Source organism: Cohnella herbarum, assembly GCF_012849095.1.
Classification (GTDB): domain Bacteria; phylum Bacillota; class Bacilli; order Paenibacillales; family Paenibacillaceae; genus Cohnella; species Cohnella herbarum.
This window is the reverse complement of record NZ_CP051680.1, coordinates 6,267,879-6,292,901: the sequence shown is the minus strand read 5'-3', so window position 1 is coordinate 6,292,901 and position 25,023 is coordinate 6,267,879. Positions and strand designations below refer to the sequence as shown.

Below are 25,023 nucleotides of genomic sequence, written 5' to 3'. Positions count from 1 at the left end.
TTTCAGCTAGAGTTGCTCGATAAAATCGACTAATTCTGGCGAGGTGGCCAGTTTCAGCGAGAGTTGCTCGATAAAATCGACTAATTCGGGTGAGGTGAGCAGAGTTAGACGTTTTTTCCGCCTATCTCCAATCCCTAGCAAGCCCCTTCCTGCCTTCTAAGTCAACCTGTACCAAGGCAAGCGAGAAAGCGGGGCTTCGACTTGCCGCGAGCATGGGCCGACGACGGAGCTGCCATCGTCTCCTTGCCACGTGCCCGGCGGGAACGCCACGGTTCGAACGCGTGCGCCCTTCTCGAGAACGGGAGCGACGAGGATGCGATCGCCCAGCATAAATTGGTCCCGAACCCGTTCATACCCGCCTTCCGGGAAAACATAAGCCAAATGCCGAATAATCGGCTCGCCCGTCTCGGCCGCATGCCGCGCCAAGTCCAGAATCGTCCGGCCGAACGATTCGTGAAGCTTCGCCGCCTCGACGCAGCAAGTCAAATGCTCCTCGTCGAGCACGCGCCAAGGCGCCGTCGAAAACTGCATCATCGGAAACAACGCCGAGCATTGGGCGTAACGGACGAACAGCTCCTGATCCAGCTTGAAATCCGAATTATTCTCGACGTCCCCGATCTGACCGCCGCCGATCATGTCCGGGCAAGTGAACGCATACCCCGCGAGCCCTTGCGCCAGCCCGTTCGGAATGAGAGACGCGAGACCGTCCAGCTGCCAGCTATGATTCTTGTCGGCAAGCCGTTGCACGAGCGGTTGCCCCGCGTTCTTCCAACACGCCCGATATTCGTTCAACGGATAGTTCAGCCCGACCTTAGCCCACGCCTCGCAATGCCCGTTCGGGTGTCGCGTAACGGCGCTCTGGTCGGACATGCGATAAAATTGCGGGTCGCCGGCGTCGAATTTGAAACCGTCGATGCCATAGTCGTCCATCAACAGCCTAAGTTCGCCTTCATACCACGCGACCGCCGCCTCGTTCGTGCAGTCGAGCACGGCGCTATAGCCGTTCCACCATCTGCGGATCGCTGTTTCGCCGCTCTCATCCTTGAGCAAGTAGCCTTCCCGCTCCAGCCGGCGGAAGTTCGCCGCGTTATCCGGGCTGACGAACGGACACGTCCACAGCATCGCCTTAAAGCCTAGCTCGTGCAGCCTGTCCGTCATCGCTTTCGGATCGGGGAATCGATCGGCGCGGAACTTCCACACCCCGTAATCCTCCATCCAATTATCGTCGATCATGATTACGCCCGGCGGCATTCCGTTCGCCAGTACGGCTTCCGCATAAGCAAGCGTCTTCTCCTGGGTTGGTTCGTACTGCAGTTCGATCCACAAGTTATATTGCGGCATGGTGAAAAAGAGTTCCTCGGGAATGGAACCGGAAGCCGGAAAATGCGCAGAAGACGCGGCTAGGAACGTATCCCGCAAGCTTCCCTTTCCTTCGCGATATACGAATTGTCCGGTTTCGCTCTCGAGAGAAAGCCGCCCATCCGCAAAGACGAAACGAATCGGCTCCTCCGACCAGACATATCTCCCTTTGTTCGAGAGAAGCAACGGAACGGCTTGATTGCCTCTTCCTTCGCTTATCAGGTCCCGCGCATGGTCGAATTCCCCGAACGGCATCCGAATCCCGTCATCGATATCTCCGCCCCACCAGTACTCCCCTTCCAGTCTATCGATTTCAAGTTTCTTTTTATCCATTCGCTTCCCCGCCCTTTTCGTTAACGACGTTCACTCTCCCTATTTTATACCACCTTCGGTCCGGTAGCTCCCCTTCCATCGCCAACGCGATTTCGGGTTCGTCCCCTCGCTCGGTATTTACTAGAGCCACGGCCAGATCGTAACCTCCCGCCGGAATATCTCCGCAAGCGAACCGCGACTCATAGGCATACTCCGATCCGAGCAGCCACTCCCCGGGTTCCGCATCCGCAAGCGTCCGGCAGACCGGAACGCCGCTGTCCCGATCAGACAACAGCGCGAACGAAAGCCTGTATTTGCTCCGCCAGTTCCGATTCTCGTTCGGAAGCTTGCCGACGCCGACGTTCTTCCACCTATGCCGGATGGCATACGCCCGACCCGCTTCCATCTCCACCGGATACGTCAACTCCGTCATTACGAACCGGTAGCCGCAACGCAGGGCGAAGTCGCGCACGAGATCGGGCGCGGCCGACACCCACAGCTCCGCATCCTCCGGATTCCGCAAGTCGAGCGTGTTGGCGCGCATCTCCATAGCGTCTTGAACGACTCGCGCCATCATGTCCCGCAGCGTCGGGAATCCGTCGCCTTCATACCATTCCGGACGGCCCGCGAACGTATGGTAGCAATTCTCGGCGAACACCGGCACGGAAGGCCATAACGCCGCGATCTTCCGTTTGTCCCCCGGCTTGAACCAGATCGGGCTGCCGAAGCTGTCGCGGCGGATGACGTAGCCAAGCTCCCGGATCGCCCATTCCTGCAAAGCGAAGCCGAAACTCCCTTTGCCGTATTGACCGCCTAGGAGTACGTGACGGAAATGATCGCTATATAATCGGACGATCCACTGAAACGCCCGCTTCTTTCGCGCTCCGATTAAATACCCGAGGTTGTGCATTTCCCCCCACCAACCGAGCCCTTGCGCATCGATGAAATCGACGATATCCGATTTGTCGTACTCGGAAGCGAACGCCTCCACGAACTTGGCGAACTTCGCCTGAAATACCGCATCCAGCACATAAGGCGTCCGGAACGAAACCCCGTTCTTCGTCTCGTTCGCGTAACCGTCAGCCCCCGCATCGAATACGAACTGCGGCGTCGCCTGCCGGTAAGCGTCCTTGCTGTCGACATAGACGCGGAAGGCCAGCTTTAAGCCGCGCTCCAGCGCCATGGAGATAAGCTTGCGATAATTATCGTCCGCTTGCCAAGCATAACGGCCTTCCTCCAGCTCCAACTGGGACCAGGGCACCCGAATGTACAAAATGCTAGCCATCCCGATGTTCGGATCCTGCCGCTTCCAATACTCGTCCGCATCGGGAAACGGCTTCTCGAATGCGTCAATGTAGACCACCCAGCCCATAGCCGGATTGCGCAGGAAGCGGTCGGCGTCTTCGATCGGATATACGGTTACGTCATTCTGAGCTCTCTCGAAGTCCACCCCATTCCACTCCCTTTACGAACCTTATTCTTTAACGCTCCCTACGACGATGCCTTTGACGAAATATTTTTGCAGGAACGGGTATACGATCATGATCGGCAACGCCCCCATGAAAATTTGCGCGGTGCGCAGCGTTTTCTCGCCGAGATCCTGCAGCGCCGCCAAGCTGTCCACGGAGATGATCTGCACGTTAATCGCGGTAATTAACGTAGATAAATACGACTGAAGCGGATAATTGGACGGAGAGTTCATATACAAAATGCCGTCGAACCAAGAGTTCCAATGACCGACGACCGTAAACAGCAGCACCGTGGCAATCGCGGGAATCGAGATCGGCAAGTATACTCTCCAGATGAGCGACCAGTGTCCCGCCCCATCGATGATCGCCGCTTCCTCCAAGTCTTTGGGCACGCTACGGAAGAAGTTCAGCAGCATAACCGTGTACCACACGTTAAGCGCCCCCGGCAGAACGAGTGCCCAGATCGAGTCAAGCAGCCCCGTCTCCTTCACGACGATATACGTCGGGATCAAACCTCCGCCGAAAAACATCGTAATGGCGAAAAACCATACGTATACGGTCCGAAATTGGAATTTGGCGTTCTCCTTGGACAGCGGATAAGCCGTCATGACGACCAACAGCATGTTGACGACGGTCCCGATCGCCACCCTTTTCAAGGAGACGACAAGCGATTCGAAGAAAGCCGCATTCTCGCTCATATATTGGTAGGCATTGGTCGTAAATCCTTTCGGCCATAAAGTGACCTCTCCGGCGGAAGCATACGTGTTGGAGCTAAGCGACACGGCCAGCAAGTGAACGAAGGGAAGAAAACCCATGAGCGTAATGGCGCTCAGCACGATAACATTAACGACGTGAAACGCTCTTCTGCTAAGCGATTCCTTATAAACCATATGCCCGACTCCTTCCGGTTAAAAAATTCTGTATCTGCTAAAGCGATAGGCCATGAAATAAGAAAGGGACACGAGGAGGAGCGAAATCCCCGACTTGAACAGTCCGACTGCCGCAGCCGGGCCATACTGGCGATCGAACAGTCCGAGCCGGTATACGAACGTATCGATAACGTCGGAGCCTCTGTAGACGACCGGGTTATACAGCAGCAATATTTGCTCGAAACCCGCGTTCAGAATATTGCCGATACTCAGCGTGGATAGCAAAATAATGATCGGCATCATGCCGGGCAACGTGATATGGAGCATTTGCTTCCATTTGCCCGCGCCGTCCACTTCGGCCGCTTCGTACAAGCTCGGGTTGATGCCCACGATGGCCGCGAGGAAAATAATCATGTTGTAACCCATGCCTTTCCAGACGTCGGACCCGACCAGAATGCCCCTGAACCACCCGTTACTCCCCATAAACATGATCGGGTCGACGCCAATCGACGACAGCAACCCGTTGACGGGCCCCCGAAGAGTGAAAATCTCGAACAGCACGCCTCCGAGAACGGTCCAAGACAGGAAAAACGGTAAAAAGACGCTCGTCTGGATCAGACGCTGAAACCAAGTCTTGCGCACCTCGTTAAGCAGCAGCGCCAACGCGAGCGGAATTGCCAATCCGAAAAGAATCTTGAAAAACGAGATGATGAGCGTATTCCACAGCACTTGCTCGAATCCGGGGAGATGAAACACGTACTCGAAATTGCGCATCCCGACCCATTTCGACTTGAAGAAACCGAGGATGGGCTGGAATTTCTGAAAAGCCATGACGATGCCCAGCGTCGGGCCGTAATGATAAGCCAGCGTAACCAGAACGCCAGGCAAGAGCAAGAAGTGCAGCGGCCATTCCGTCCTTAATCGGCGAATTACCGTGTTATTCATCAGTCGGTACCTCCTTCTAATGCTGCGAAAGGGGAGAGCCCAGGTGCAGTCCTCCCCTTTCGATCTCATTTCGATTATTGACGTTCCGCGTACCAAGCGTTGACCTCTTCCGCAATCTCGTCCCCGCCGAGTTTTTTCCAGCTATCCGCGTACTTGTCGAATTCGTCCGTTTTGCCGGAACCCATAATGATCTTTAAATACGTCTCGTCCGTCAACTTATCGAGCGAGCTGCCTCGTTCCACTTGAGTCGGCGTCGGCGTGCCGTAAAATTCGTTGTAAACGAATTTCTTCTCTTCCTTGATCTTGCGGGTAAGCCCCCAGCCTCCGTCTTCCTTGACCCGGCTGTTATAGAAGCCCCAAGCGGTCGTGTCGGGATCGCCGGACAAGAACTTCTTGGCGTTCGCGAACAGTTGCGGCGCCTCCGGATTTTCCGCGTCTATCGTATCTTGATTCGCTTTCAGGGCGGCGTTCACCCGCGTGTACAGATCGTCGATATTGAGCGGGTTGTAAATTCTCGGTTCGTACCAGTTGTACACGTAGCCGTTCTCCGGCTTGTTCTCTTCCTGGTACTTCGGCAGCCACATTTCATGATAGAAGTTCGCCATCTTGACGACGGCTTCCGGATGCTCCATCTTCTTATTCGCGGTCACGACCCAGTTCAGCCGAAGCCCCGGCACGAGCGTCAGACCCGGATTGCCGTTATAAGACGGCAGAGGGAACGGCTTCCATTCCGCCTTCGGATCCTTCTCTTTGCTCAGATTCAGAGGCCATTCGGGATCCCACCATTCGCCGAACGTAATGCCGACTTTGCCCGCCACGACGTCTTCGACGGCTTTGTTGATATCCTTGAAGGCGAACTCCTTGTCGAGAATGCCTTTCTTGTACCAATCGTTCATCTTCTCCAACGCGGCTTTCGTCTCCGGTTGAATTTCGCCCGGGATAAGCTTGCCGTCGCTGCCCTTCGTCCATGCTTTCGGATAGGCGCCCATCGTGTAAAATAAGCCCCTCGCGTCGAATCCCCACGAGATCAGTTCCTTGTTCATGGAGATGCCGTACGTATCGTTCTTGTTGTTGCCGTCGGGATCGTTCTTCACGAACGCTTCCGCGACCTGCTCTAATTCCTCCAGCGTCGTCGGCGGCTGAAGCTGCAATTTGTCCAGCCAGTCCTGCCGAATCCACAAAATCTGGGAAGACATGAACGGGTCCTCATAGGAAGGCAATCCCAGCAGCTTGCCGTCGTACGTGAACATCTTCAACGTTCTTCCGCCGTCCGACTCCAAGTACTTCTTCAGCGTCGGAGAAGCGTATTTCTCGTAAGCTTCGGTCAGATCGGCCAGCTGGTCCTGCTGCCTGAAGCTCTCGAAATCGAGCAGCTTGAGCGACATGACATCCGGAAGATCGCCGGACGATACGGCCAAGGCGAATTTCTGATCGAACTGTTCCGAAGGAACGGTCCACAAGTATTTCAAGTCGATATTGAGCATTTCTTTCAATTTAGAGACGTAGGCGTTTTTTTCAGGCGTTAGACCTTTCGGCGTCTTGGAATCCTGAGGCGGGTTAAACCCCATCACTTGGGTTACCGTAATCGGTTCTTCGTATTTGCCGAGAGGATCCGCCGCTGGAGTTTCGGCAGGCGCGCCGCCGCTTGCGGACGGACTTTCGCCGCTAGCTTGCGTCGATGCCGGCGGCTGTGAAGCTTGCTCTTCCTTATCGTTCGAGCTGCAAGCCGCTAGCAGAATCGTCGTGCTCAGCATCATCGCCGCCGCAAGGCCGCTTATCGTTTTTCTTGTCATGCGTTATCCCCCATCGATCGTAATGGTTATGGAAAGGTCGACCTTTCTGAGCCTCATTATAGGCGGTGCTGGTAAGCGGTTACAATTTCAATCTCTTTACATCGTTTTACTTTGTCGACTTCCTGCCGGAGGAGGCTAAGTCTTCCCGATATTCTTGAGGCGTCCGTCCCGTCATCTTGCGAAAAAAGGTCGAGAAATACGACGGAGAGCTGAAGCCCAGCTTATCCGCGATGTCGTTCGCCTTCATTCCAGGTTGTTCGAGCATCCGCTTGGCGGCTTCCAAACGGGCGGCATGGATATAATCGGACAAGTTCGTTCCCGTATGCTGCTTGTACAAACGGGACAAATAACTCGGATTAAAAAAAGTAACTTCCGCTATCCGGACGAGGGAAAGATCGCTATGCAGATTATCCTGAACGTAGCTTTGCAGCCGTCTAATGAGCGCATCCCCTTCCCGATCCCGTCGCTGACGTTTGTCCGCGCAAATTCGCCGTCCCAGCCCGACGAAATGCTCGGCCGCAGCGCTCCAGTCCGTAGGAATGTCGGTCATCGACATCTGCTCGACTTCGAGCGCGTCCATGGCGCCAAGAAAGACGAGCAGGAAGCCGTAATACTTTTCCGTCCCGGTCAAATAATGTTGGCCGATCTGCTCGCGAATATCCGCCAACAATTCCCGACAAATCCGCTCGAAAATGTCTTCTTCTTCGCCGTCCAGACTTTTTTCCAACTCGTGCAGCTTGCGCTTGAATTCAAGCATCGGGGTCACGCGCGTCTCCGCGCTTCTCGCTTCCAAGCCGCCTTGCGCGCCTAGATCGATGACCGCCGATGCGTGATTCGGGAACAACCGACGCTTCAGAAACTGCCGCAGCAAGTCGAACTCCCTGTGAACGCCCTCCCACTCCGCCGCTTGTTTCGCGATGACGAAAATCGGATTTTCTCCCGCCTCCTCCCCGCAATCTTGCTGGACGGACTCCAGAACCCCGCTCAAATACACGCTTAATCCGCGCCAATCGACGCTTCCGTTCTCTTCGTAAAACTTGTTCGCCTCAGGATCGGGCTGAAGGAACCAGACGATCAGTTCATGCCCGAATATCAAAGATTCGCGAACGACGGATTTCGCCATTCGTTCCTCGACGACGTGCTGAATAGAATAATAGGTTTGCAGCTTACGGCCGTAAGTGGCCTCAGGTCGCCAGCTATCCACTCGGCAGGCGAGCAGCAGCACCGGGTTCCGCGCGTCCAACTTCAAAGCAAGCCGTTCTCCGGCAGCGGAATCCCCCGTCCAATCGTCGGATTCCGCAATAAGATCCTTGACGTCCTCCCCGTGGAGAGCCGCTTCCAACAACTGCTTGCGGAATAACGGCCCCGTCAGCATGATCTGGCTGCGCGCCGCTTCGAGCATGCCTACCCGCGCGTTTTCCTCGTCCAGTTGCCGGATGCATTGATGGACGGCTTCAAGCAGCACGACATCGTCCTCGGTTTTCAAAATATAGAAATCCGCGTTCTTCCGAATCGCCGAATAGACGTAATCGAACTCGTCGTATCCCGTCAGGAAAACGACTTTGCAGGAAGGCCAGTAGTGCATCAACTCGTCGATCAGTTGCAGCCCGTTTTTCTCCGGCATGCGAATGTCGCTGATGACGATGTCCACCTTTGCCCGCTTGATCCATTCCAAAGCCTCGATAGCCGAATAGGCCTGACACACGTCCAATTCCGGATTCTGCTCCCGAAATAGCTGTCCTAAGCTGTCTACGATAACCGGCTCGTCGTCCACGATTAACAATCTGTACATGCCATTACGCCTCCTTGATTTCCGCTTTATTTCCACAAAATAATAAGCTCCGCCTTCAGACCGCCCAGCTCGCTTCTACTCACGAATACGCCGCTTTCCTCGCCGTATTTCAGACGCAGGCGCCGGCACACGTTGATCAATCCCGTCTTTTCGGCTTCTGCATCGGGCAGGCTTAGCTTCGCCTGTAACCCGGCTAACGTTTCATCGGACAAGCCGGTTCCATCATCCTCGACGCAGAGCGAGAAACGACGATCCTCGCAAGTCATGGTCAATCGTATCCGTCCCGGACGCGCGGCGTTCTCGAACGCATGCTCGAAGGCGTTCTCGATGAGGGGCTGAATAATCAGTCGAGGCACCATGAAGGATTTGCATGGCTCCGGCACATCGGACGCCGAGACGCGAATCCGATTCGAGAAACGGATCGCCTGAATGTCGCAATAGTTCATCGCATGGCGATATTCCTTGTCGAGGGGCACCTCGTCCTTGCCGCTGCGCGTAATCGCTTGGTAATAGCTAGCCAGCTTCTGCGTCAGAGTCGCTACCCGGTCGTATTCCCCGATTTTGCATAGCCGGTAAATATTATAAAACCCGTTATATAGGAAGTGAGGGTTGATCTGCGATTGGAGTTGTTTCAACTCGGAATTCTGCAACGCGAGCTGATGCTCGTAATTTTCCCGGATCGACCGGTTCAGCCGTTCCACCATATTGTCGAAGCCTCGGTACAAGTAATCGAATTCGGTTTCTTCCTTCCATCTCGAGGGGACGCGGACGTGATCCGGCTCCATCATGTTGAAAGCGCGGATCAGCTTGTGCAGCGGGCGGTGAATCATTCGATTGACGGAAAAAGCGAACGCCAGAATGACGATGCCGGACACGACGGACAGTACGAGGAACCAGACGCCGTACTTCTTGAGCGTTCCGGTGATTTCGTTCTCGTCGACGTACGTATAGATCGTCCATCCCATGGAGGGAACGGGATTCAGGCCGATCCGATACTGATCGCCGCCCGAGCGCAGAACCCAGCTATCCGTTTCGGGGTCGCCTTCACGATCTTTCGCTTGATCGCGAATGGCCGCGATGATCTTCGGATCGTAGCCGTCAGAGACAATGCCTTCGAACCTGCCGTCCGCCAACACCACTCCGGAATTCGGATAAGGCGCAAGACGATTTAACGTGCCCTGAAGCTTCGGAATGGACAACTCCAAATAAGAGACGATGCTCGCATTGTTCGAGAATTGCAGGAAAAACAGGCGGCCGTTCTCATAATGAATTAACGGTCTGGGCGTCAGCCCGACAAGCCCCTCCAGAGTCGACCACTCTTCGTTCGGAAGCTTCGCAATCCCTTGGTTCGTGGAGATGCTCTTGTTGTACGATTTGACCCAGATGCCCGCATTCACCACATATTCGCTGGAATTGCGGATCGTCGCGAGCCTCTCGCTAATTCCGCTGGCCATTCGGAATTCTTCGTACGTCTCCAATAGGCCGGATCGGAAGGCAAGCTTCTGCAAGTCCGAATCGGTCAGCAGTTGCTTCTGAAGGTTGCGGATAAAGAACAACTGGTCATTTAACTGGCTGGCGTAAAATTTCAAGTTATACGTGCTCGATTCCTCGTCCTTCTGGCGAACAAAATTCATGCCCATCGCGTTCATCCATAAGTTCACGGCGTATACGGGAATGATCAGAACGGTGAAAACGACAATGACCTTGATGTAAACGGAAAATTTGATCGCGCATCCCTCCTGCTGTTCTTTTCTTCGGCTAGTCATGTAAGCGTTTACGCGCAGTCCAATTCGAGTATATCACCGGACTTTCGCGCTCGAGTATTTCAATCTACCTACTTTCTTTGAATTTGTCTACTTGCTTTCGCTCCTTGTAGGGATTGATTGGCAGAGATAACGCATTCCATGGCACACAAGCATAAACGGTTACCGCCGTCCCTAGGGATAGCGGGTGAACGTTTATGTCGTAGCTATCAGATAAGTATGATGATATAAAACTTTATACTTTCTGATAGTTGCACAAAAAGAAGGGCTCGCCCTTAGGCTGCCCTCCACCTTATGATGCGGGAATATCCCGTCATTTTTTATATTTTTCCACATAGGAGATGAGACGGAAGAAATTTAGTACCTGCTCAAGCGACTGATACGTACTATGCTCATGAATGTTTCCGTTATCGTCCTCGGCTTCTCTTTTCAAGTGCAAATGCACAGGGTCAAAAGAAGTAATGTACGAGGGCGGACCATTATGATGGTGATTGTGAAATTTCATAATCAAGCTCTCATCGTCATTGTACCAATTGTACCAAAACTCACCGAGCTTCATGCCTCGAGGATGTTTGGCCGACTCTTCACAATGCAAATACGTTGAGTCATGAAAATTTATGATGAATTGAGGGTTAACTTCCCTGTCCTCATCCTCTTCGTAATTCACGCTATCGATAAGATCCGGATAGATGTCTATCAAAGAATCAATATCTGTCATTTCTAAATCTCTTAACGTGAAGTCAGCCACCCAATGCGTCTCTCCTTTGCATCAGGTACTCCCATACATCGAGGTCTAGACCGCCGTCACTGGCATTTCGGACACCTTTTTCAAGTTGTTCGCGAAGAAGTTCGATGGCGCCGTATTTCTCTTCGTAACCTTTTATTTTCCGTTCTATAAAATCCGATTCGGTCTCGGTGTTAGCTGTCAGACGTTTTTCCTTTGCTTCATACTTATCAACGACCTCTTTTACGCAAACCAATCTTCCAGACGGATACTTAAAAATAGTATCAGACGGGATTTCTACATGTTTTCCAGTATCGGGACGGACGACCCCTTCAAATCGATCTTGTGCGATCCAATTAGAAATGGTTGTTTGACTAACTCCGAAAAAACGTGCTATTTGACCCGTCGAGTACTGTAAAATAGGTTCAGCCTCAACTGTCGCTATTGAAGCGACTGAAGCAAGCGAATCAATGAGCTCCTGTTGAGCATGCTCGAATACGGATGCATCCAATAACGACATTTCATCTATTTCGCTTAGCGAACCACCTGTTTTACGTACTAAATTAGAAATTAACTTAAACATGATAAGATTTTCTTTAAGTTTGTCCGGCGAAAAAAAGATACGCGCGTACTCTTCTTTTCTCTCTTTTACGTCAAGAATTTCTGCTAATGACATTTTCATCACCTCACCCCCATCCTAGCACAAAGTAAAAGCATTCACAATTTGAATTAAAACAAAATCCAAGTGAAATCAAACCGATCTTTTCATAGTATTCATCATAGTTAAAGAAATATACCTAAATGGTGGAACAAAATCACCTGCCGGGTGACTCTGACTGCTAGCCAACGGAGGGAGCAACACGAGATTTATCTTTTAGCGGTTATTTCGATTTTCGCTAATCGTTTTTTCCATCAACCGCTATTTTCGACTACCTGAGTAAACTGCACATACCTGCATAACCCATAGCGGATTGAATACAAGGCAATCGCATTAGGTGGTTTAATATTTTAGGTTCATTACGCTATCTATTAGCTAACGGAACCAGTAGACGCTATTCTGCTTAAAAACGTTCTTTTCGATTTTTAACGGAACTAGGCGCTCTTATTTGGGAGTTTTCCAGCGAAAGCATGCCTATTGCATGTAAATAAAGGCTGCAGGTTCCGTTAGAATTTTAAACGCTTCTTTTCGACGAAATAGCGGCAGTGGCAGCCGTTAAAGAATGAATGCTCGATTGTTGTTCGCTGCAAAACCCTTTTAGGCAGCCTTAAGTTTCAAAAGAATCGTTACGACAGCAAATTCTTGCTGGATTTAAACCGTTGGCTCCTTGCGTCAGGACGCAGCACGACGGTGAACGCACACCAACTGCCTGTGCGCACTCGTTGTCGAAGCAAGACTGCGATAGCCCTTCATACCTGCACACCCCATAGCGGATTGGATATGTGTACTTTGCTCAGGAGCTAGATTCCGTAGTATCAAGCAAAAAATGTTTAATCACCCTACCGACAATCGCCGAAGATCATGATTCTCATCCCCTCAAGCGAGTGATAGGATAATAAGAGATTCATTGGTGACATGGGGGATACAAGACGATGTTAAGAAGGTTGGCGAAAGCGGTAGCGGCGGCGGCTCTCCTCTTCGCGTTGAACGGACTAATCAATTATTCGCTGATGAAGCCGCAGGACGGCGCGTCGGAATCGATCAACCAATTACGCGTTCATCTGGACGATGGCGTCTTTACTCTGCTGTTCGTTCTGATCGCGATCGTATTCTGGGCGATGTTTGCCGTTCTCCCTCGCGAGCGCGGCTACCTGTATCTCGGCGTCATCTCGTTGTTGACTTCTCTTCTTCTGTTCACGGAATGGGACCAGAAAGAGCTGCTGTTCGGGCCTTTTCCGGAAATTCCCTACAACGCCCTGGCGATCAAGAGCGGCATCGTATTCATGGGCTTTTCCTTTCTGGCCTATCTGCTCGGCACTTCAAAAAAACCGGCTACGCGAGTGTTGCTCTGGTGCAGCTGCATTCTATGGATTACGATTCTGACGCTTACGTTGGTATCGGCCGATCCATCGTTGTTCGTCCTCTTAAGTCGAATATTCTTCGTTGTAATTCTCTTGAACATCGCAATCTCGCTAGCGCAATCCTTATCCTTGCTTCGGCAGAAGGAATCTCAAGCGGAACTTCAACGAATCGCGGGCGGGTTCTTCATGTTCATGATCGTCCTGCTGCCGGATCCCGTTAAAGATTTGTGGGAAGCCATCGAGGGACGCAGTATCGGTTACCGGAGAGTCTATTGGGAGCAATGTCTTGAGGACACGCTTCCGTGGGCTTTGCTCTCGTTGGTGACGATGTTCGGGGTGATGTTTTTCCAAAGGTTCGTCCGCACGCTTAAGGACAAAGAGTCCGTGTCCGAAGAGCTTCGGGCGCGAAACGTCGAGCTTGGACATGAAGTAACGACCCGTCAACGGTTGGATCAGCTGTTGTCCGCAATGCTGAGGGCATACCGGATCGCCGATCTCGAGCAAAGCGTACTGCGGGAAGGGAAACTGTATTTCCTTCCGCATTCCTTTCTATTGGTGAAGTACGAAGAAGCGATAGAAGGGGTACAATCCATAAGTGCCGATGGTCTCTCTTCGCATGATGAGGACTATATTCGTTCGACTTTGCTAGCAATAGGAAAAAGGTTGTCCTCCGGAGAAACAATCGTTACCGGCTCAATGGTGTTGGGTGCAGCCGGGGGCACGGAGGAGAGGCGGTTGTTTTTGGCGGTCTATTCCACGGATGGCGGCTCGATCTCCCTAGAGGAACGGGACAAGTTCGCTTTATCGTTGATGTCGAAATACGTTTCGATCTTTTACGAATATTTTCAATTAATGGAGAACCGTCTCAAGGAAATGCAGCAGATACAGGGGGAACAGTCGCCCTGGTTGTCCAAGCTATTCATGCAAATCGCGGAAAAAGAAAGGAAACGACTGGCTTCCGATCTTCACGACGAGGTGCTGCAGGAGTTGCTTCATACCCGCCGCATCTTGGAGCGGACTTCGGACGATCGTCTTTGCAATGAAGACAAGGAGCAAATCAGGCTCGGGTTGGAGAACGCCGAGTACATGATTCGGGAAACGTGCCGCGAATTGATGCCCCCGTTCCTATCCGATCACGGCGTGTTGCACGCAGTTGCCAAGCTGGTAGAGAAAACCCGGCTGCGAGCCGATTTTCAGCTGGATTTCCACGCCGGGCCTGTCGCCGCATCGTTTAGCGACGAGTTGAACACGACGATCTATCGGATTGTACAAGAGCTGGTCAACAATGCCCTGAAGCATTCGCAAGCGGACCGAGTAAACTTGGATGTTGGACAAGAGGGAGATGTTCTGTATATCCGATACGCGGATAACGGCAAAGGAATGGAGACCGCGATGGATTTCTCTTCCACGAACCGCTTCGGATTAAAAGGCATTGCGGAGAGGATACGGATGATCGATGGAGAAATAACCGTTCAGTCCTCGCCTGGACAAGGGGTCAAGGTTTGGTGTTCCGTGCCGATTCCGAACTAGACGTCCAGATTCAGCCACTTCAGCTCGATCCCCTTCATGACCGCTTCTTGGCGGGAGGTTGCATCCAATTTCTCGAACAAGTGCGAAATCACGTATTCGACATTGCGCTGGCTCATGAATAGCCGGTCCGCGATGTCTTTATTTTTATGTCCTTGAGCGATCAGCTTTAATACGGCCACTTCTTTGTCCGATAGCGTTCGCTTCGAGCTTCCGTTTTCCCCTCCCGGGGTCGCGAAGCGGTTAAGGTGATCCTTGGTTCTCAGTCGTCTGGCTAGATGAAGCGGTAGCACGGTTAATTGCTGCATGGCCATATGCAAACAGCCGATAAACTCCTGCTCGCCGAGAGACTTCTCTAGAATGCCAGCGGCCCCGATCTCGATTAACCGATCGTAATGCTCCGAGATGTCTTCGCCGGTTAAGATCAGGATCGTCGCCTCCGGGTAACGCCGCAGCGTTGCTTCCGTTAATTCAAACCCGTTCATCTCCGGCAGCTTCAGATCGAAGACGAACAGGTCGAAGTCGACTTGTTCCATAAGGGCTAACGCATCCGCTCCGCTGGACGCCGTCGTTACGCCGAAGCCATGCTTCTCGAGGATGAGGGCGGTTCCGGCCAAGAACGTCCGATGATCGTCTACGAGCAAAATATTTTCCACGACGGACTCCTCCGCTCTCTCTTAGAGATATGAATTAACTATACTATATCGGCCGCGTTCCGGCACCGCAATCGTCCTCCCCCCCGACCGAAGTCCTCTCCCCTCCAAACCGAAAAATCTTTTGCGCGATTTGTCGATCTTATTTCGGTGAGTTTCCATTTGTTCCCGTGTTACCTTGAGAGCATGAAATCCAAAGGGGATGAGATTATATGGAGCAAAGGTTAATCTATCTTGATCGGCTGAAAATATTGCTGACTGTGCTGGTAGTTCTTCACCATACGTCCATTGTATATGGGGGTGCGGGGAGCTGGTATTATTACGAGAATCAGGACGATACCGCGGCTACGGCGCTGTTGTCTACGTTCACCGCGGTGAACCAAACGTTCTTCATGGGGTTGTTTTTCTTCATCTCCGGATTCGTCACGCCGGCTTCTTACGATCGCAATACGGCAGGGGGATTCCTTAGAGCCCGGCTGTTACGGTTCGGAATTCCTCTATTGATTTACATGCTAGTCCTCGAACCGATTCTCAGGTATGTTTCCACCGGGTATACGGGATCTTTCGGCAACTACTTGAAGGAAGAGGTGCTCCCTCATCCCATCCGGAGCGTGAGCGATTTTGCGACAGGGCCATTGTGGTATTTGGTCGCCTTGCTCCTCTTCTACGCTGCTTATATCGGGTTCCGCAAGTTGACAGGAAGGCTCGATGGTTCGAAACATCCTTTAGCGCTAACGCCACGGCTGATGATCAGTTATCTCGCTACGGTAATGGTCGCCAATTTCGTCGTACGCCTAGCCTATCCCGTCGGAACCGATTTCTTGAACCTTCAACTCGGGTATTTTCCGGCCTATATCGGTTTGTTCATGGCCGGCATCGCGGCTTATCGCGGCCACTGGATGCAACAGTTGAGCGAACGGACGGCTAGAAAGTGGAAATGGGCGAATATCGGCTTGATCCTATTGTTACCCGCGGGAATGATGGCAGGAGGAGCGCTCGAAGGGGATATTTCAACGTTCATGGGAGGGTCTAGCTGGCAAGCGATCTTCTATGCGATTATCGATCCTTTATTAGGTCTCGGGATTACTTACGCGCTGCTAGTATGGTTCCGCAACCGCTGGAACGGCGCGGCAACGAAGACGACAAGGTGGCTATCGTCCAATGCTTTTGTCGTATACATCATCCATGCGCCGATTGTCACTTATACGGCTTACGCTCTTAGAAATTTGGCGTGGCATCCTCTATTGAAATTCGGATTAACCGGCTGCGCCTCCGTGATCCTTTGTTTCACCATCGCGTCGCTCATTCGTCGGATCCCGGGAATCTTCGGTTTAGCTAGAAAGTCGGGCCGAGCGGAAGTATCCGGCTGATCTGATCGTAAAAAGACACCCCTCTACCGTTGCCTGAAGGCCTCCAAAATGCATAATGAAATAAATCTGCAGTCAGGAAAGACTTATATGTTAGACTCATCTTAACGACTCTTATCTACGCGGTCTTAAATGGAGGCTTAACGCATGCGTAAATTCAATTTCACCAGACCTTTGCTCATCATTGCAGTCGCCTTGCTAGCTAAATCCTTAGGCACCTTAGTAAGCGTTTCGCTAGGAGCAACGCAAGAAACCGCCGAAAACATCGGCTTCGCCGTCATGATGATCGCTGCGCTTCTTACTTTCTCCAAGTTGAACAAATCAAGAAATAAACAGTAGGTCGGGCCGGCCATATCTAATGTAGGTCTTAGGTTAAAACAAAACAAACCCCTTGAGCTCAGAAGTTTCCAATTCTGATCGCAAGGGGCTTGTTTTATTTCTTATTAAACAGATCTCGTTCCATCGCCTTATGGATTAACATAGCGAACATGCTGTTGGACCATGCAAACCATGATCGCGTGAACGTAGCGGGATCATCGGCATGAAATCCTTCATGCATATATCCGGTATCCGCATCCGTTGCTTCCATCATATCGATGATTGCAAGCATTTCTTCGTCGCCGGATGCCGTTAATCCTTGCATCGAAAGCGCTAAATGCCACACGTAATCCGGCGGCGTATGAGGACTTCCGATACCCTTAGCTGCTGTACCCTCGTAATAGAAAGGATTGTCCTTGCTAAGAATAAATTTGCGCGTATTCCGATAAATCGGATCTTCGTTAGAGGTATATCCGAGATAAGGAATCGACATCAACGACGGCGTCCCCGCGTCGTCCATTAAGCAATGATTGCCGTAACCGTCCGTTTCATAAGCGTAGATCCGTCCATACTTGGCATGATCGACAACGCCGTATAGCTGAATGCCATGCTCGATCTCTTCCTCGAGCACTGCCATTTCCTTAACGAACAGCTCGTCGCGGAACACATAGCGCGCAATCTCCTGCATTTGACGAAGGACAGCAACGACGAACATATTCGAAGGAATATTATAATGGAAGTCGCATGCATCGTCGCTTGGGCGGAAGCCGGACCAGATCATCCCGGTGTAGTTGACGGGCATGCCCTTGCCTTCGTTGCGCAGCGTGTCAATAGCCGGACAGTTCCGACGCATGAACGTATAAGGCGAGTTCTCGTGCCGCTGCTCTACTTTCCACAGATCAACCGTTTTGCGCATAACCGATTTAAAGTTTTCATCGAAAATTTCCGTTTTCCCGGTTTCTTTCCACAATAAATAGGCTAGCTGCATCGGGAAACAGATGGAGTCCAGTTCAAACTTCCGTTCCCACACCCAAGGGGACATATCCGTCTCGTCATTCGCATCCCAATGCCAATCGTTCGGCCCTCATTAAATGCATTCGCATAAGGGTCTTTAAGGATGTAAAACATTTGACGCCGAATCAAGCCGCCGATAATCCGTTGAAGCTCCGCGTCGTCCTTGGCAAAAGGCAAGTAGTGACGCACCTGCTCGACCGAGTCGCGCAACCACATCGCGGGAATATCGCCGGTAATCACGAAGGTCGTACCGTCATCCATTAATTTGGTCGTCGTCTCTAACGTATTGGGAAAACAATTCTTGAACAGCTTAAGCAGCTTAGGACGATTCGCCAGCTTCTGCTCGGCGGTTTGCAGCGCCTGCTCCACGCCTTGCGGGAGAGGGAATGACCCTAAATTAATCTTTGGTAATCTAAAACGTTCCAAAATGAACCCCTCCCTTATCCTTTAACGGCTCCGGCCGTCATCCCTTGCATGACCTTCTTCGAGAACGCGAGGTACACGATAATAACAGGCAATACGACGATAGCCATCGCCGCTAACATCTGCGTATAGTTGGCCGTATATTGTCCGTTGAAATTAGTTAATCCGATCGGCAAGGTTCGCAGATTGGCACTCTCGATGAGCACAAGCGCGAACGGGAATTCGTTCCATGCGCCGAGGAAAAATAAAATAACCGCGGTCGAAATGACCGGCATGCAAAGCGGAAGCACGATGCGCAACACCGTGTTGGTCGAGCTGCTGCCATCGATGACCGCAGCTTCTTCCACGTCTAGCGGCACCGTCTTAATGAAGTTCTCGAACAGAAAAATAGCCATCGATAAATTAAAGGCTACATAAGGGAAAATGAGCGTAACATGCTTATTCAGCAGTCCCAGCGCTTTGAATTCAATGAAGATCGGAATAAGCAAGCCGTGGATCGGAATAAGCATACCCGTCAGAAACATGAAGTAAATAACGTTGCGGAAAGGGAACTTAAACCGCGCCAAGATGTAGGCGGTGAAAAACCCGAACAATATCGTAAAGATAACGGTAAACAAGCTGACGAAGGCGCTATTCCAGAAATACGTGCCCATCTTCCCGATCTCGAAAGCGTCGATAAAGTTCTGGAATTGCGGCTTGGATGGTAACGACATGATGTTGAGACTAAATTCTTGCTCCGTTTTCAACGAAGAGTATAACATCCAAATCAAAGGAAAAATACACGACAATGATACAGCAAACATAAAGACGTTAATCGATATGCTCCCGATTTTATTGACTGCCTTAGGCACGATTTTTCCCTCCAAACAGTTGGCTAATAATAATCAACCCAACGCTTAACACCATAATACCGACGGAAATCGTACTGCCGTAACCAAGCTTGTACGCTTTGAACGAGGTGTCATAGGCGTACTGTGCCATTACGGTCGAGCTGCTGCCCGGACCGCCGCCGGTCATGACGAAAATACTATCGAACGCCTTCATATTCCCGGCAATACAGAGCATGATGGCGATTTTTATCGTAGAGGATAATAGCGGAAGCGTAATATAGCGCATTTTCTTAAACCCTGTGGCACCGTCAAGCTCGGCCATTTCATAGACCTCGTTGTTAATGCTTTGCATCGCGGCCAAGAAGATAATGAGGTAAAAACCGATGTATTGCCACACGATAGGTACGGTAACGGAATACATAACAAGCGAGGGATCGTCTAACCACGGCTTGATCCAAGACTCTAAACCAATGGTTTGCAGAAACCAATTTAACATCCCGGCATCCTGGTTATAGATCATTCCCCATAGAAATCCGATAACGACGGAAGACAGAACGACGGGAATGAAAATGACCGTACGGTGAAAGCCTTTCAGCTTCACGACCTTCGACATCAGGAAGATACTGATGACGAAAGCGATTCCGATCTGGCCGAACACGCTAAAGAATACGATAAGCAAGTTGTTCAAGAAAGCGTTCCAGAAGTAGCTATCGGTAAGTAAAGTCATATAATTTTCGAGCCCGATAAAGTCCATTTTCGGACCGCCGGACCAATTAAAGAAGCTGTATCGCACAGCCAGAATGACCGGAACGAGTACCATAAAAGCGAACAAAATCACGCTCGGCAACAAATAGATCAAAAACGTAACGCGTTTGGGGCGGATGGCCGACGAATCATTCATGATGGTCCTCCTTCAAGCTTTGAAAATAATATTCTCCTGAGCAGGGTGCCCAGGAGAATATCGCAAACCGCTCTTTATTTCTTCATTTCTTTATCGTATTCCTTTTGCATAGCCTCCGCCGCTTGCTCCGGCGTGTATTTGCCGATCATGAGCTCTTGAAGCGTCGTGTTCATGGACTCCGTCAATCCCGGAGACATACGCGTATCGTAGATCGGCGTATACTTCGTTGTTTCCAGCAATTGAACGAGCTGCTTGCTCATCGGCGATAACTCGATGCTTTCAATGTTTTCTACTTTACTGGAAGGAATATCTCCATACTCCAAGATCAATTTCGCAGCCGAAGAATCCGTTAAGCTTTTAATCAGCTTTTGAATATCGTCCAATTTAGCCGGATCTACCTTCGCATTGACCGCGTAAGCCCAACCGCCGCCGCCCGATACGCTGTTCTGCGCGCCTTTGGCGCCTTCGATCGCAGGGAATACCGCAAGCCCCGTTTTCTCCACGATGTCTTTCGGCGCGCTTGATTCTACGGCGTTCGCCGCCCAAGAGCCTTCAATGAACATCGCTGCTTTGCCGTTATAATAACTCGTTCTTTGTTGGTTATTATCGATACTGTTCATATCCTTATTGAACGCCCCGATTTTCACGAGGTTTTGCAACGCGCCCAAAGCTTGTACGAATTCAGGGTCCGTAAACTTCGCGCCTTCATTGGCAACTAGACTATTGAACCATTCCGTACCCGTAAATCGGTCTCCTAAAGTACTCATATAAGAGGAGTTCGCAACCCATTTCCCCTTGTTACCGAGCGCGATCGGCGTAATCTTCTGTTCAACCAATTTTTTAATGAGAGTCTCGAATTCCGTCCATGTCTTAGGGAATTCCGCGAATCCCGCGTTGGCGACCAATTCCTTGTTGTAATAAATAACATGAGTAGGTCCGCCCGACATTTGAACGCCGTATGTTTTACCGTCCACGATGTAAGGATCCAGACTTCCTTCAATGAATCCGTCTTTCCAAGCCGCATCTTTATTTAGCTGATCGTCTAACGGAAGAAGCAATCCGTTTTCTACGAATGTCGCTACCATCGATGGTTTAACGAGGAACAGATCCGGCAATTCGTTAGCCGCCGACAATGTTTTGATTTTGGTTTCATAGTTATCATGGGACTGAACTTCTTCATCAAAAGTAACGTCGGGATTCGCTTTTTTGAAATTCTCGATCAAATCCGCTTGGTGACTTGGCGGGGTGGCGTTTTTGTCATACATATGCATGAACTTGATTTTCGGCTTCGCCGCTTCCGAACCTTCGCTTGCGTTATTCGAACCGCAGGCCGCCAAAAGCACCATACTCGATACTAGCGCCGTCGACGTTAACGCTCTATAACTTTTCTTCATAACCTAACTCCCCCTACGCGTTTGTAATAGCTTCTTGCGATGATATTGTGAGTATATATTTGATAAGGGGTTAATAATGTACATATATCTATGAAAACATCCGTAAATCTATCCGGTTGCAAATTTAAGGCCGATTTCGATACTCTTTCGGGGTTAAACCCGTCGCCTTCTTGAAAATATGCGTGAAATACTTGTAATCGTTGTAGCCTACCCGTTCCGCCACTTCATAAATTTTCGCGCTAACGTCCTTCAACATGACTTTGGCTTTTTCCACGCGATACTTATTCAGCCACTCGGTAAAATGCTGCCCCGTCTCTTCCTTGAAGATTCGGCTAAAGTAATTCGGCGTCACGAACACCTGGGCTGAAATATCCTCCAACCTGATTTCTTCCGAATAATTCTCGTGTATGTACTTGATAGCGACGGCAACGATATTCTTATATCGCACGTTTTTGTACGCTTCGATCGCGTCGATGAATACGGCAAATAAACCGCCCAACCAACGCTGGATATCGTCCGTCGTCTCGTACTTTTCGATCTCGGCGTAAGGATTCAATTGTTTGCTCGCGCTTAGGTCTACCCCCATTTGTTCCAAGTGGGAGATCGCCAAGATAACCCATTTCAAGCTTATTTTCTTAATGTCCTCATACGAAACATACGATTGCGCAAACTGTTTAAACCGATTGTCGAGCAATTCGTCGATCTTCGCTTTATCCATCGTGCTCAGGTACTCCAATAATTCCTTCTCGTCCTCCGACGGCGACAGAATCGCTCGCTTGGACGTCTCCCCTTGAATAACGGATTCCACTTCTTGATAGGCAATCACTTGCCCTTTGCCCCGATACACCTTACATTGCATAGCGTATACGGCCTGACGGTAGCTCTCGTGTATGTCCGCCAAATCGCTAACGTATTGACCAACGCCTACCGTAACGGACAGCTTCATGTAACGGGCAATGCAACGTTGCGCTTCGTTGCAGATTTCCATGATGCGGTGTTTATTTTGCATATTGGCATTCAATAGCACATTAATGTTATCGAAATCGCTTTGACAGGCCGTGCATAGAAACACCGACGAGAATACTTCCTCCACGATGTTGTTAATGGAATAATGGATCAATTCGATTTCCCGATCCGAAACATGCTCCGTATTCAAGCGAAAATCATCGACGTCGACGACTACGACGCCGTATTCCGGCCCGACTAAGGGAATGCGCAACTGTGATGCTTTATTCAGCAGCGCGGCATTGATCTTCGTTTCCCCTTTTAACAGCTGGTTTAACCACTTCCGCTGAATGTAAGGGAAATTCTCGCGCATCAAGATCTGATTTTTCTGCTCTTGTTCAATTTGAATTTTTTTTTTGTTGATTTCGTCTCCGATTTTGCTAATAAGAGTCGTTAATTCGTCCGCGCCTACCGGTTTCATTAGATATTCGGTTACGCCGATCGTTAGCGCTTTTCTAGCGTAGTTAAAGTCGTCATATCCGCTTAAAATAATAATTTTTATGAAGGGATATTGCTGTTTCAGTTGCTGCGCGAATTCCAATCCGTCCATCTGCGGCATGCGAATGTCCGTGAGCACGATATCCGGCATCAATTGCTGGACCAACTCTAAAGCTTGTTTGCCGTTTTGCGCCTCGCCGACGATTTCCACTTGCAAAGCTTCCCAGTCAATCGAGGTTCGGATTCCTTTGCGAATTATGGACTCGTCATCTACGATCATCAGCTTGATCATGGTGTCATCTCTCCCCTAACGAATGGTTGTACCACTTTAACGACGGTTCCATCCGGCACGTTCATAAATTCGATACCGTATTGTGTCCCGAAATACAATTGAATACGATCATTGATATTTTTCACGGCGAACCCTTTATTATTCTCCCCGTACTGCTCAAGCAAGCGTTGGATTTCCTGCAGATTAACGCCGTCGCCCGAGTCGTAAATATAGAAAACGAGGTCATCTTGTTCCCGCTTAATGTCCACGCGAACGACACCCGGCTCACCCTTCTTCTCGATGCCATGCACGATCGCGTTTTCGACGATCGGCTGTAAAATCAACTTCACCGTCTGACAGTCCAACGTTTCGTCGTCTGCCGCGATTTGAAAATCGATCATATCTTCGTACCTCTTTTGTTGAATAACGACATAATAACGAAGATGCTCGACCTCGTCGCGGACCGTCGTGATTTCCCTGCCGCTATTCAAGCTAAGGCGGAACAATTTGGATAAAGCCTGCACCAGCTCGGACGTCTCGAACGCTTTCTCCATACGGCTCATCCAATAGATCGTATCCAGCGTGTTGTATAGGAAATGGGGGTTGATCTGCGCTTGGAAAGCCTTGAACTCCGCTTCTTTCTTATTGATTTGAGCGGTATAGACTTCCGAGATCATCTCTTGCAAACGTACCAGCATTTTATTAAAGCTGGTCCCTAATTGCGTAATCTCATCGTTTCCCGACACGGTAATGCGGGCGTTAAAATCTTCTCCTTCGACTTGGCTCATCAAACGGCTAAGCTTGCGAACCGGCAAAATAATTTGCCGTGAGAACAAATAAGCCATTCCGGCGCATATGAAAAAGGTAATCAGAATCGCGATAATAATAATCCGCGGTATTATCTGATTTTCTTGCAGCAAAGCCCGCACGGGTACGAGATGAATGACATGCCACTCAAGCGGCATAATCTTATCGTAAGTTACGACATACGGCGTCCGATCGATCTTAAGCTCCAAGTAACCTTGTTCATAATCCAGCTCTAACGGACCCCCGATAAGATCCGAGATCGTTTGGTTCTCGCTGCTCCCGTTCGTGGATGCGATGATGGAATTATTTTCGTTAAGCAGATAAAATCCGTCGATATCCCCGCTAAGCCGGCTCTCCAGCAATCGATTAATAGCATCTAGGTCCATATTCATTTGTAACACGCCAAGCGAACTGGATATATTGTTAATATCCTTAATCTTCCGCTCATAAGTGATGACCTTCTTTTTGGCGCCGTTCGCCAATTCGACTTCGTTAAAATACCACAGGGGCATCCCGTTACTGTCTAGAATTTCGGAAATTCTCTCCGGCGTTAACGGACGCACCGTCGTTCGCGCATTTAATCGATTGCCGTACAGGCCTTCGAGCTGAATAGAATGGACGAACGTTTTCGCATTCGGCAAATTCGTCAATAACTGTTCCGTTAATGATTTCTGTTCATCATAGACAACCGGGTCGACGTCCGTACTCATTTTCAGAAAATTCCTCACTTCATTCGATTGCATCATAAACAGCGACGTGTCGTTAAAATAATCGAACATGAATTCGAGATTTTGCCCAATCTGAGTTACCGTATTTAAGTCCGACACGCTAACCTTCTGACGAATGATTTCCGAAGATTTGACGTAAGACAGAATGCCGACTACCAACAACGGAATAAGAACCAGAATCAAAGTAAAAAACAAAATCTTATGCTGTAAACTAATAAATCGCTTGCCCGCTTTATGCGACACGATCACGCTCACCTCGCTCTAGATCGAATTCAAAATGCCGTCTTCCACCCTCATCTTCC

At 50.3% G+C, this 25,023-nt stretch carries 18 protein-coding genes and 1 pseudogene; 3 read left to right on the top strand and 16 right to left on the bottom strand.

Features of this window, described 5'->3' with window-relative positions; genetic code table 11:
* Positions 1-156: 156 nt before the first annotated feature.
* The 9 genes from HH215_RS26725 to HH215_RS26685 all read right to left on the bottom strand — a co-directional run bounded on the left by HH215_RS26725 (position 157) and on the right by HH215_RS26685 (position 11,708).
* Complete coding sequence (locus HH215_RS26725; protein ID WP_169282654.1) at positions 157-1,692, bottom strand: glycoside hydrolase family 31 protein; 1,536 nt, start codon at positions 1,690-1,692, stop codon at positions 157-159.
* On the bottom strand, positions 1,685-3,121 hold the full coding sequence (locus HH215_RS26720; RefSeq protein ID WP_169282653.1) for a DUF4832 domain-containing protein: 1,437 nt from the start codon (positions 3,119-3,121) through the stop codon (positions 1,685-1,687). The genes HH215_RS26725 and HH215_RS26720 overlap by 8 nt, the downstream gene beginning before the upstream one ends.
* Positions 3,122-3,145: 24 nt before the next feature.
* Positions 3,146-4,030 (bottom strand): carbohydrate ABC transporter permease, encoded by an 885-nt coding sequence (locus HH215_RS26715; protein ID WP_169282652.1) that lies wholly within the window; start codon positions 4,028-4,030, stop codon positions 3,146-3,148.
* 18 nt (positions 4,031-4,048) lie between these two features.
* Complete coding sequence (locus tag HH215_RS26710) at positions 4,049-4,954, bottom strand: ABC transporter permease (RefSeq protein ID WP_254450237.1); 906 nt, start codon at positions 4,952-4,954, stop codon at positions 4,049-4,051.
* 74 nt (positions 4,955-5,028) lie between these two features.
* Complete coding sequence (locus HH215_RS26705; RefSeq protein WP_169282651.1) at positions 5,029-6,747, bottom strand: extracellular solute-binding protein; 1,719 nt, start codon at positions 6,745-6,747, stop codon at positions 5,029-5,031.
* A 106-nt stretch (positions 6,748-6,853) separates the two neighbouring features.
* Positions 6,854-8,539 (bottom strand): helix-turn-helix domain-containing protein, encoded by a 1,686-nt coding sequence (locus tag HH215_RS26700; protein WP_169282650.1) that lies wholly within the window; start codon positions 8,537-8,539, stop codon positions 6,854-6,856.
* 26 nt (positions 8,540-8,565) lie between these two features.
* On the bottom strand, positions 8,566-10,305 hold the full coding sequence (locus HH215_RS26695; RefSeq protein WP_169282649.1) for a sensor histidine kinase: 1,740 nt from the start codon (positions 10,303-10,305) through the stop codon (positions 8,566-8,568).
* 310 nt (positions 10,306-10,615) lie between these two features.
* Entirely contained in the window at positions 10,616-11,050 is a 435-nt protein-coding gene (locus HH215_RS26690; RefSeq protein ID WP_169282648.1) for a toxin-antitoxin system TumE family protein, read from the bottom strand.
* Positions 11,043-11,708 (bottom strand): hypothetical protein, encoded by a 666-nt coding sequence (locus HH215_RS26685; RefSeq protein ID WP_169282647.1) that lies wholly within the window; start codon positions 11,706-11,708, stop codon positions 11,043-11,045. Before HH215_RS26685 ends, HH215_RS26690 begins: the two co-directional genes overlap by 8 nt.
* Before the next feature lie 908 nt (positions 11,709-12,616).
* Here HH215_RS26685 and HH215_RS26680 point away from each other — a divergent pair.
* Entirely contained in the window at positions 12,617-14,575 is a 1,959-nt protein-coding gene (locus HH215_RS26680; protein ID WP_169282646.1) for a sensor histidine kinase, read from the top strand.
* Here HH215_RS26680 and HH215_RS26675 read toward each other — a convergent pair.
* Positions 14,572-15,228 carry a response regulator transcription factor gene (locus tag HH215_RS26675; protein ID WP_169282645.1) on the bottom strand — a complete coding sequence of 219 codons (657 nt, stop codon included), beginning with the start codon at positions 15,226-15,228 and terminating at the stop codon, positions 14,572-14,574. The two genes, HH215_RS26680 and HH215_RS26675, sit on opposite strands and share 4 nt — an antisense overlap.
* A 209-nt stretch (positions 15,229-15,437) precedes the next feature.
* Here HH215_RS26675 and HH215_RS26670 point away from each other — a divergent pair, with 209 nt between their 5' ends.
* Complete coding sequence (locus HH215_RS26670; RefSeq protein ID WP_169282644.1) at positions 15,438-16,595, top strand: acyltransferase family protein; 1,158 nt, start codon at positions 15,438-15,440, stop codon at positions 16,593-16,595.
* 144 nt (positions 16,596-16,739) lie between these two features.
* A complete protein-coding gene (locus HH215_RS26665) occupies positions 16,740-16,931 on the top strand; it encodes a hypothetical protein (protein ID WP_169282643.1) in 192 nt (63 codons plus the stop codon).
* Between the two features lie 94 nt (positions 16,932-17,025).
* Here the strand turns inward: HH215_RS26665 and HH215_RS26660 are convergent.
* The 6 genes and pseudogenes from HH215_RS26660 to HH215_RS26635 form a co-directional block, all read right to left on the bottom strand.
* Positions 17,026-18,350, bottom strand: a pseudogene (locus HH215_RS26660) (glycoside hydrolase family 125 protein).
* A gap of 14 nt (positions 18,351-18,364) precedes the next feature.
* The gene (locus HH215_RS26655; RefSeq protein ID WP_254450236.1) at positions 18,365-19,093 is read right to left on the bottom strand and encodes a carbohydrate ABC transporter permease; all 729 of its coding nucleotides are present in this window, start codon (positions 19,091-19,093) and stop codon (positions 18,365-18,367) included.
* 97 nt (positions 19,094-19,190) lie between these two features.
* The gene (locus HH215_RS26650; protein WP_169282642.1) at positions 19,191-20,078 is read right to left on the bottom strand and encodes a carbohydrate ABC transporter permease; all 888 of its coding nucleotides are present in this window, start codon (positions 20,076-20,078) and stop codon (positions 19,191-19,193) included.
* A gap of 74 nt (positions 20,079-20,152) precedes the next feature.
* Positions 20,153-21,472, bottom strand: a complete 1,320-nt coding sequence (locus HH215_RS26645) for an extracellular solute-binding protein (protein WP_169282641.1) — start codon at positions 21,470-21,472, stop codon at positions 20,153-20,155.
* Between the two features lie 124 nt (positions 21,473-21,596).
* Entirely contained in the window at positions 21,597-23,207 is a 1,611-nt protein-coding gene (locus HH215_RS26640) for a response regulator transcription factor (RefSeq protein ID WP_169282640.1), read from the bottom strand.
* Positions 23,204-24,964, bottom strand: a complete 1,761-nt coding sequence (locus tag HH215_RS26635; RefSeq protein ID WP_169282639.1) for a sensor histidine kinase — start codon at positions 24,962-24,964, stop codon at positions 23,204-23,206. The genes HH215_RS26640 and HH215_RS26635 overlap by 4 nt, the downstream gene beginning before the upstream one ends.
* Between the last annotated feature and the right edge of the window lie 59 nt (positions 24,965-25,023).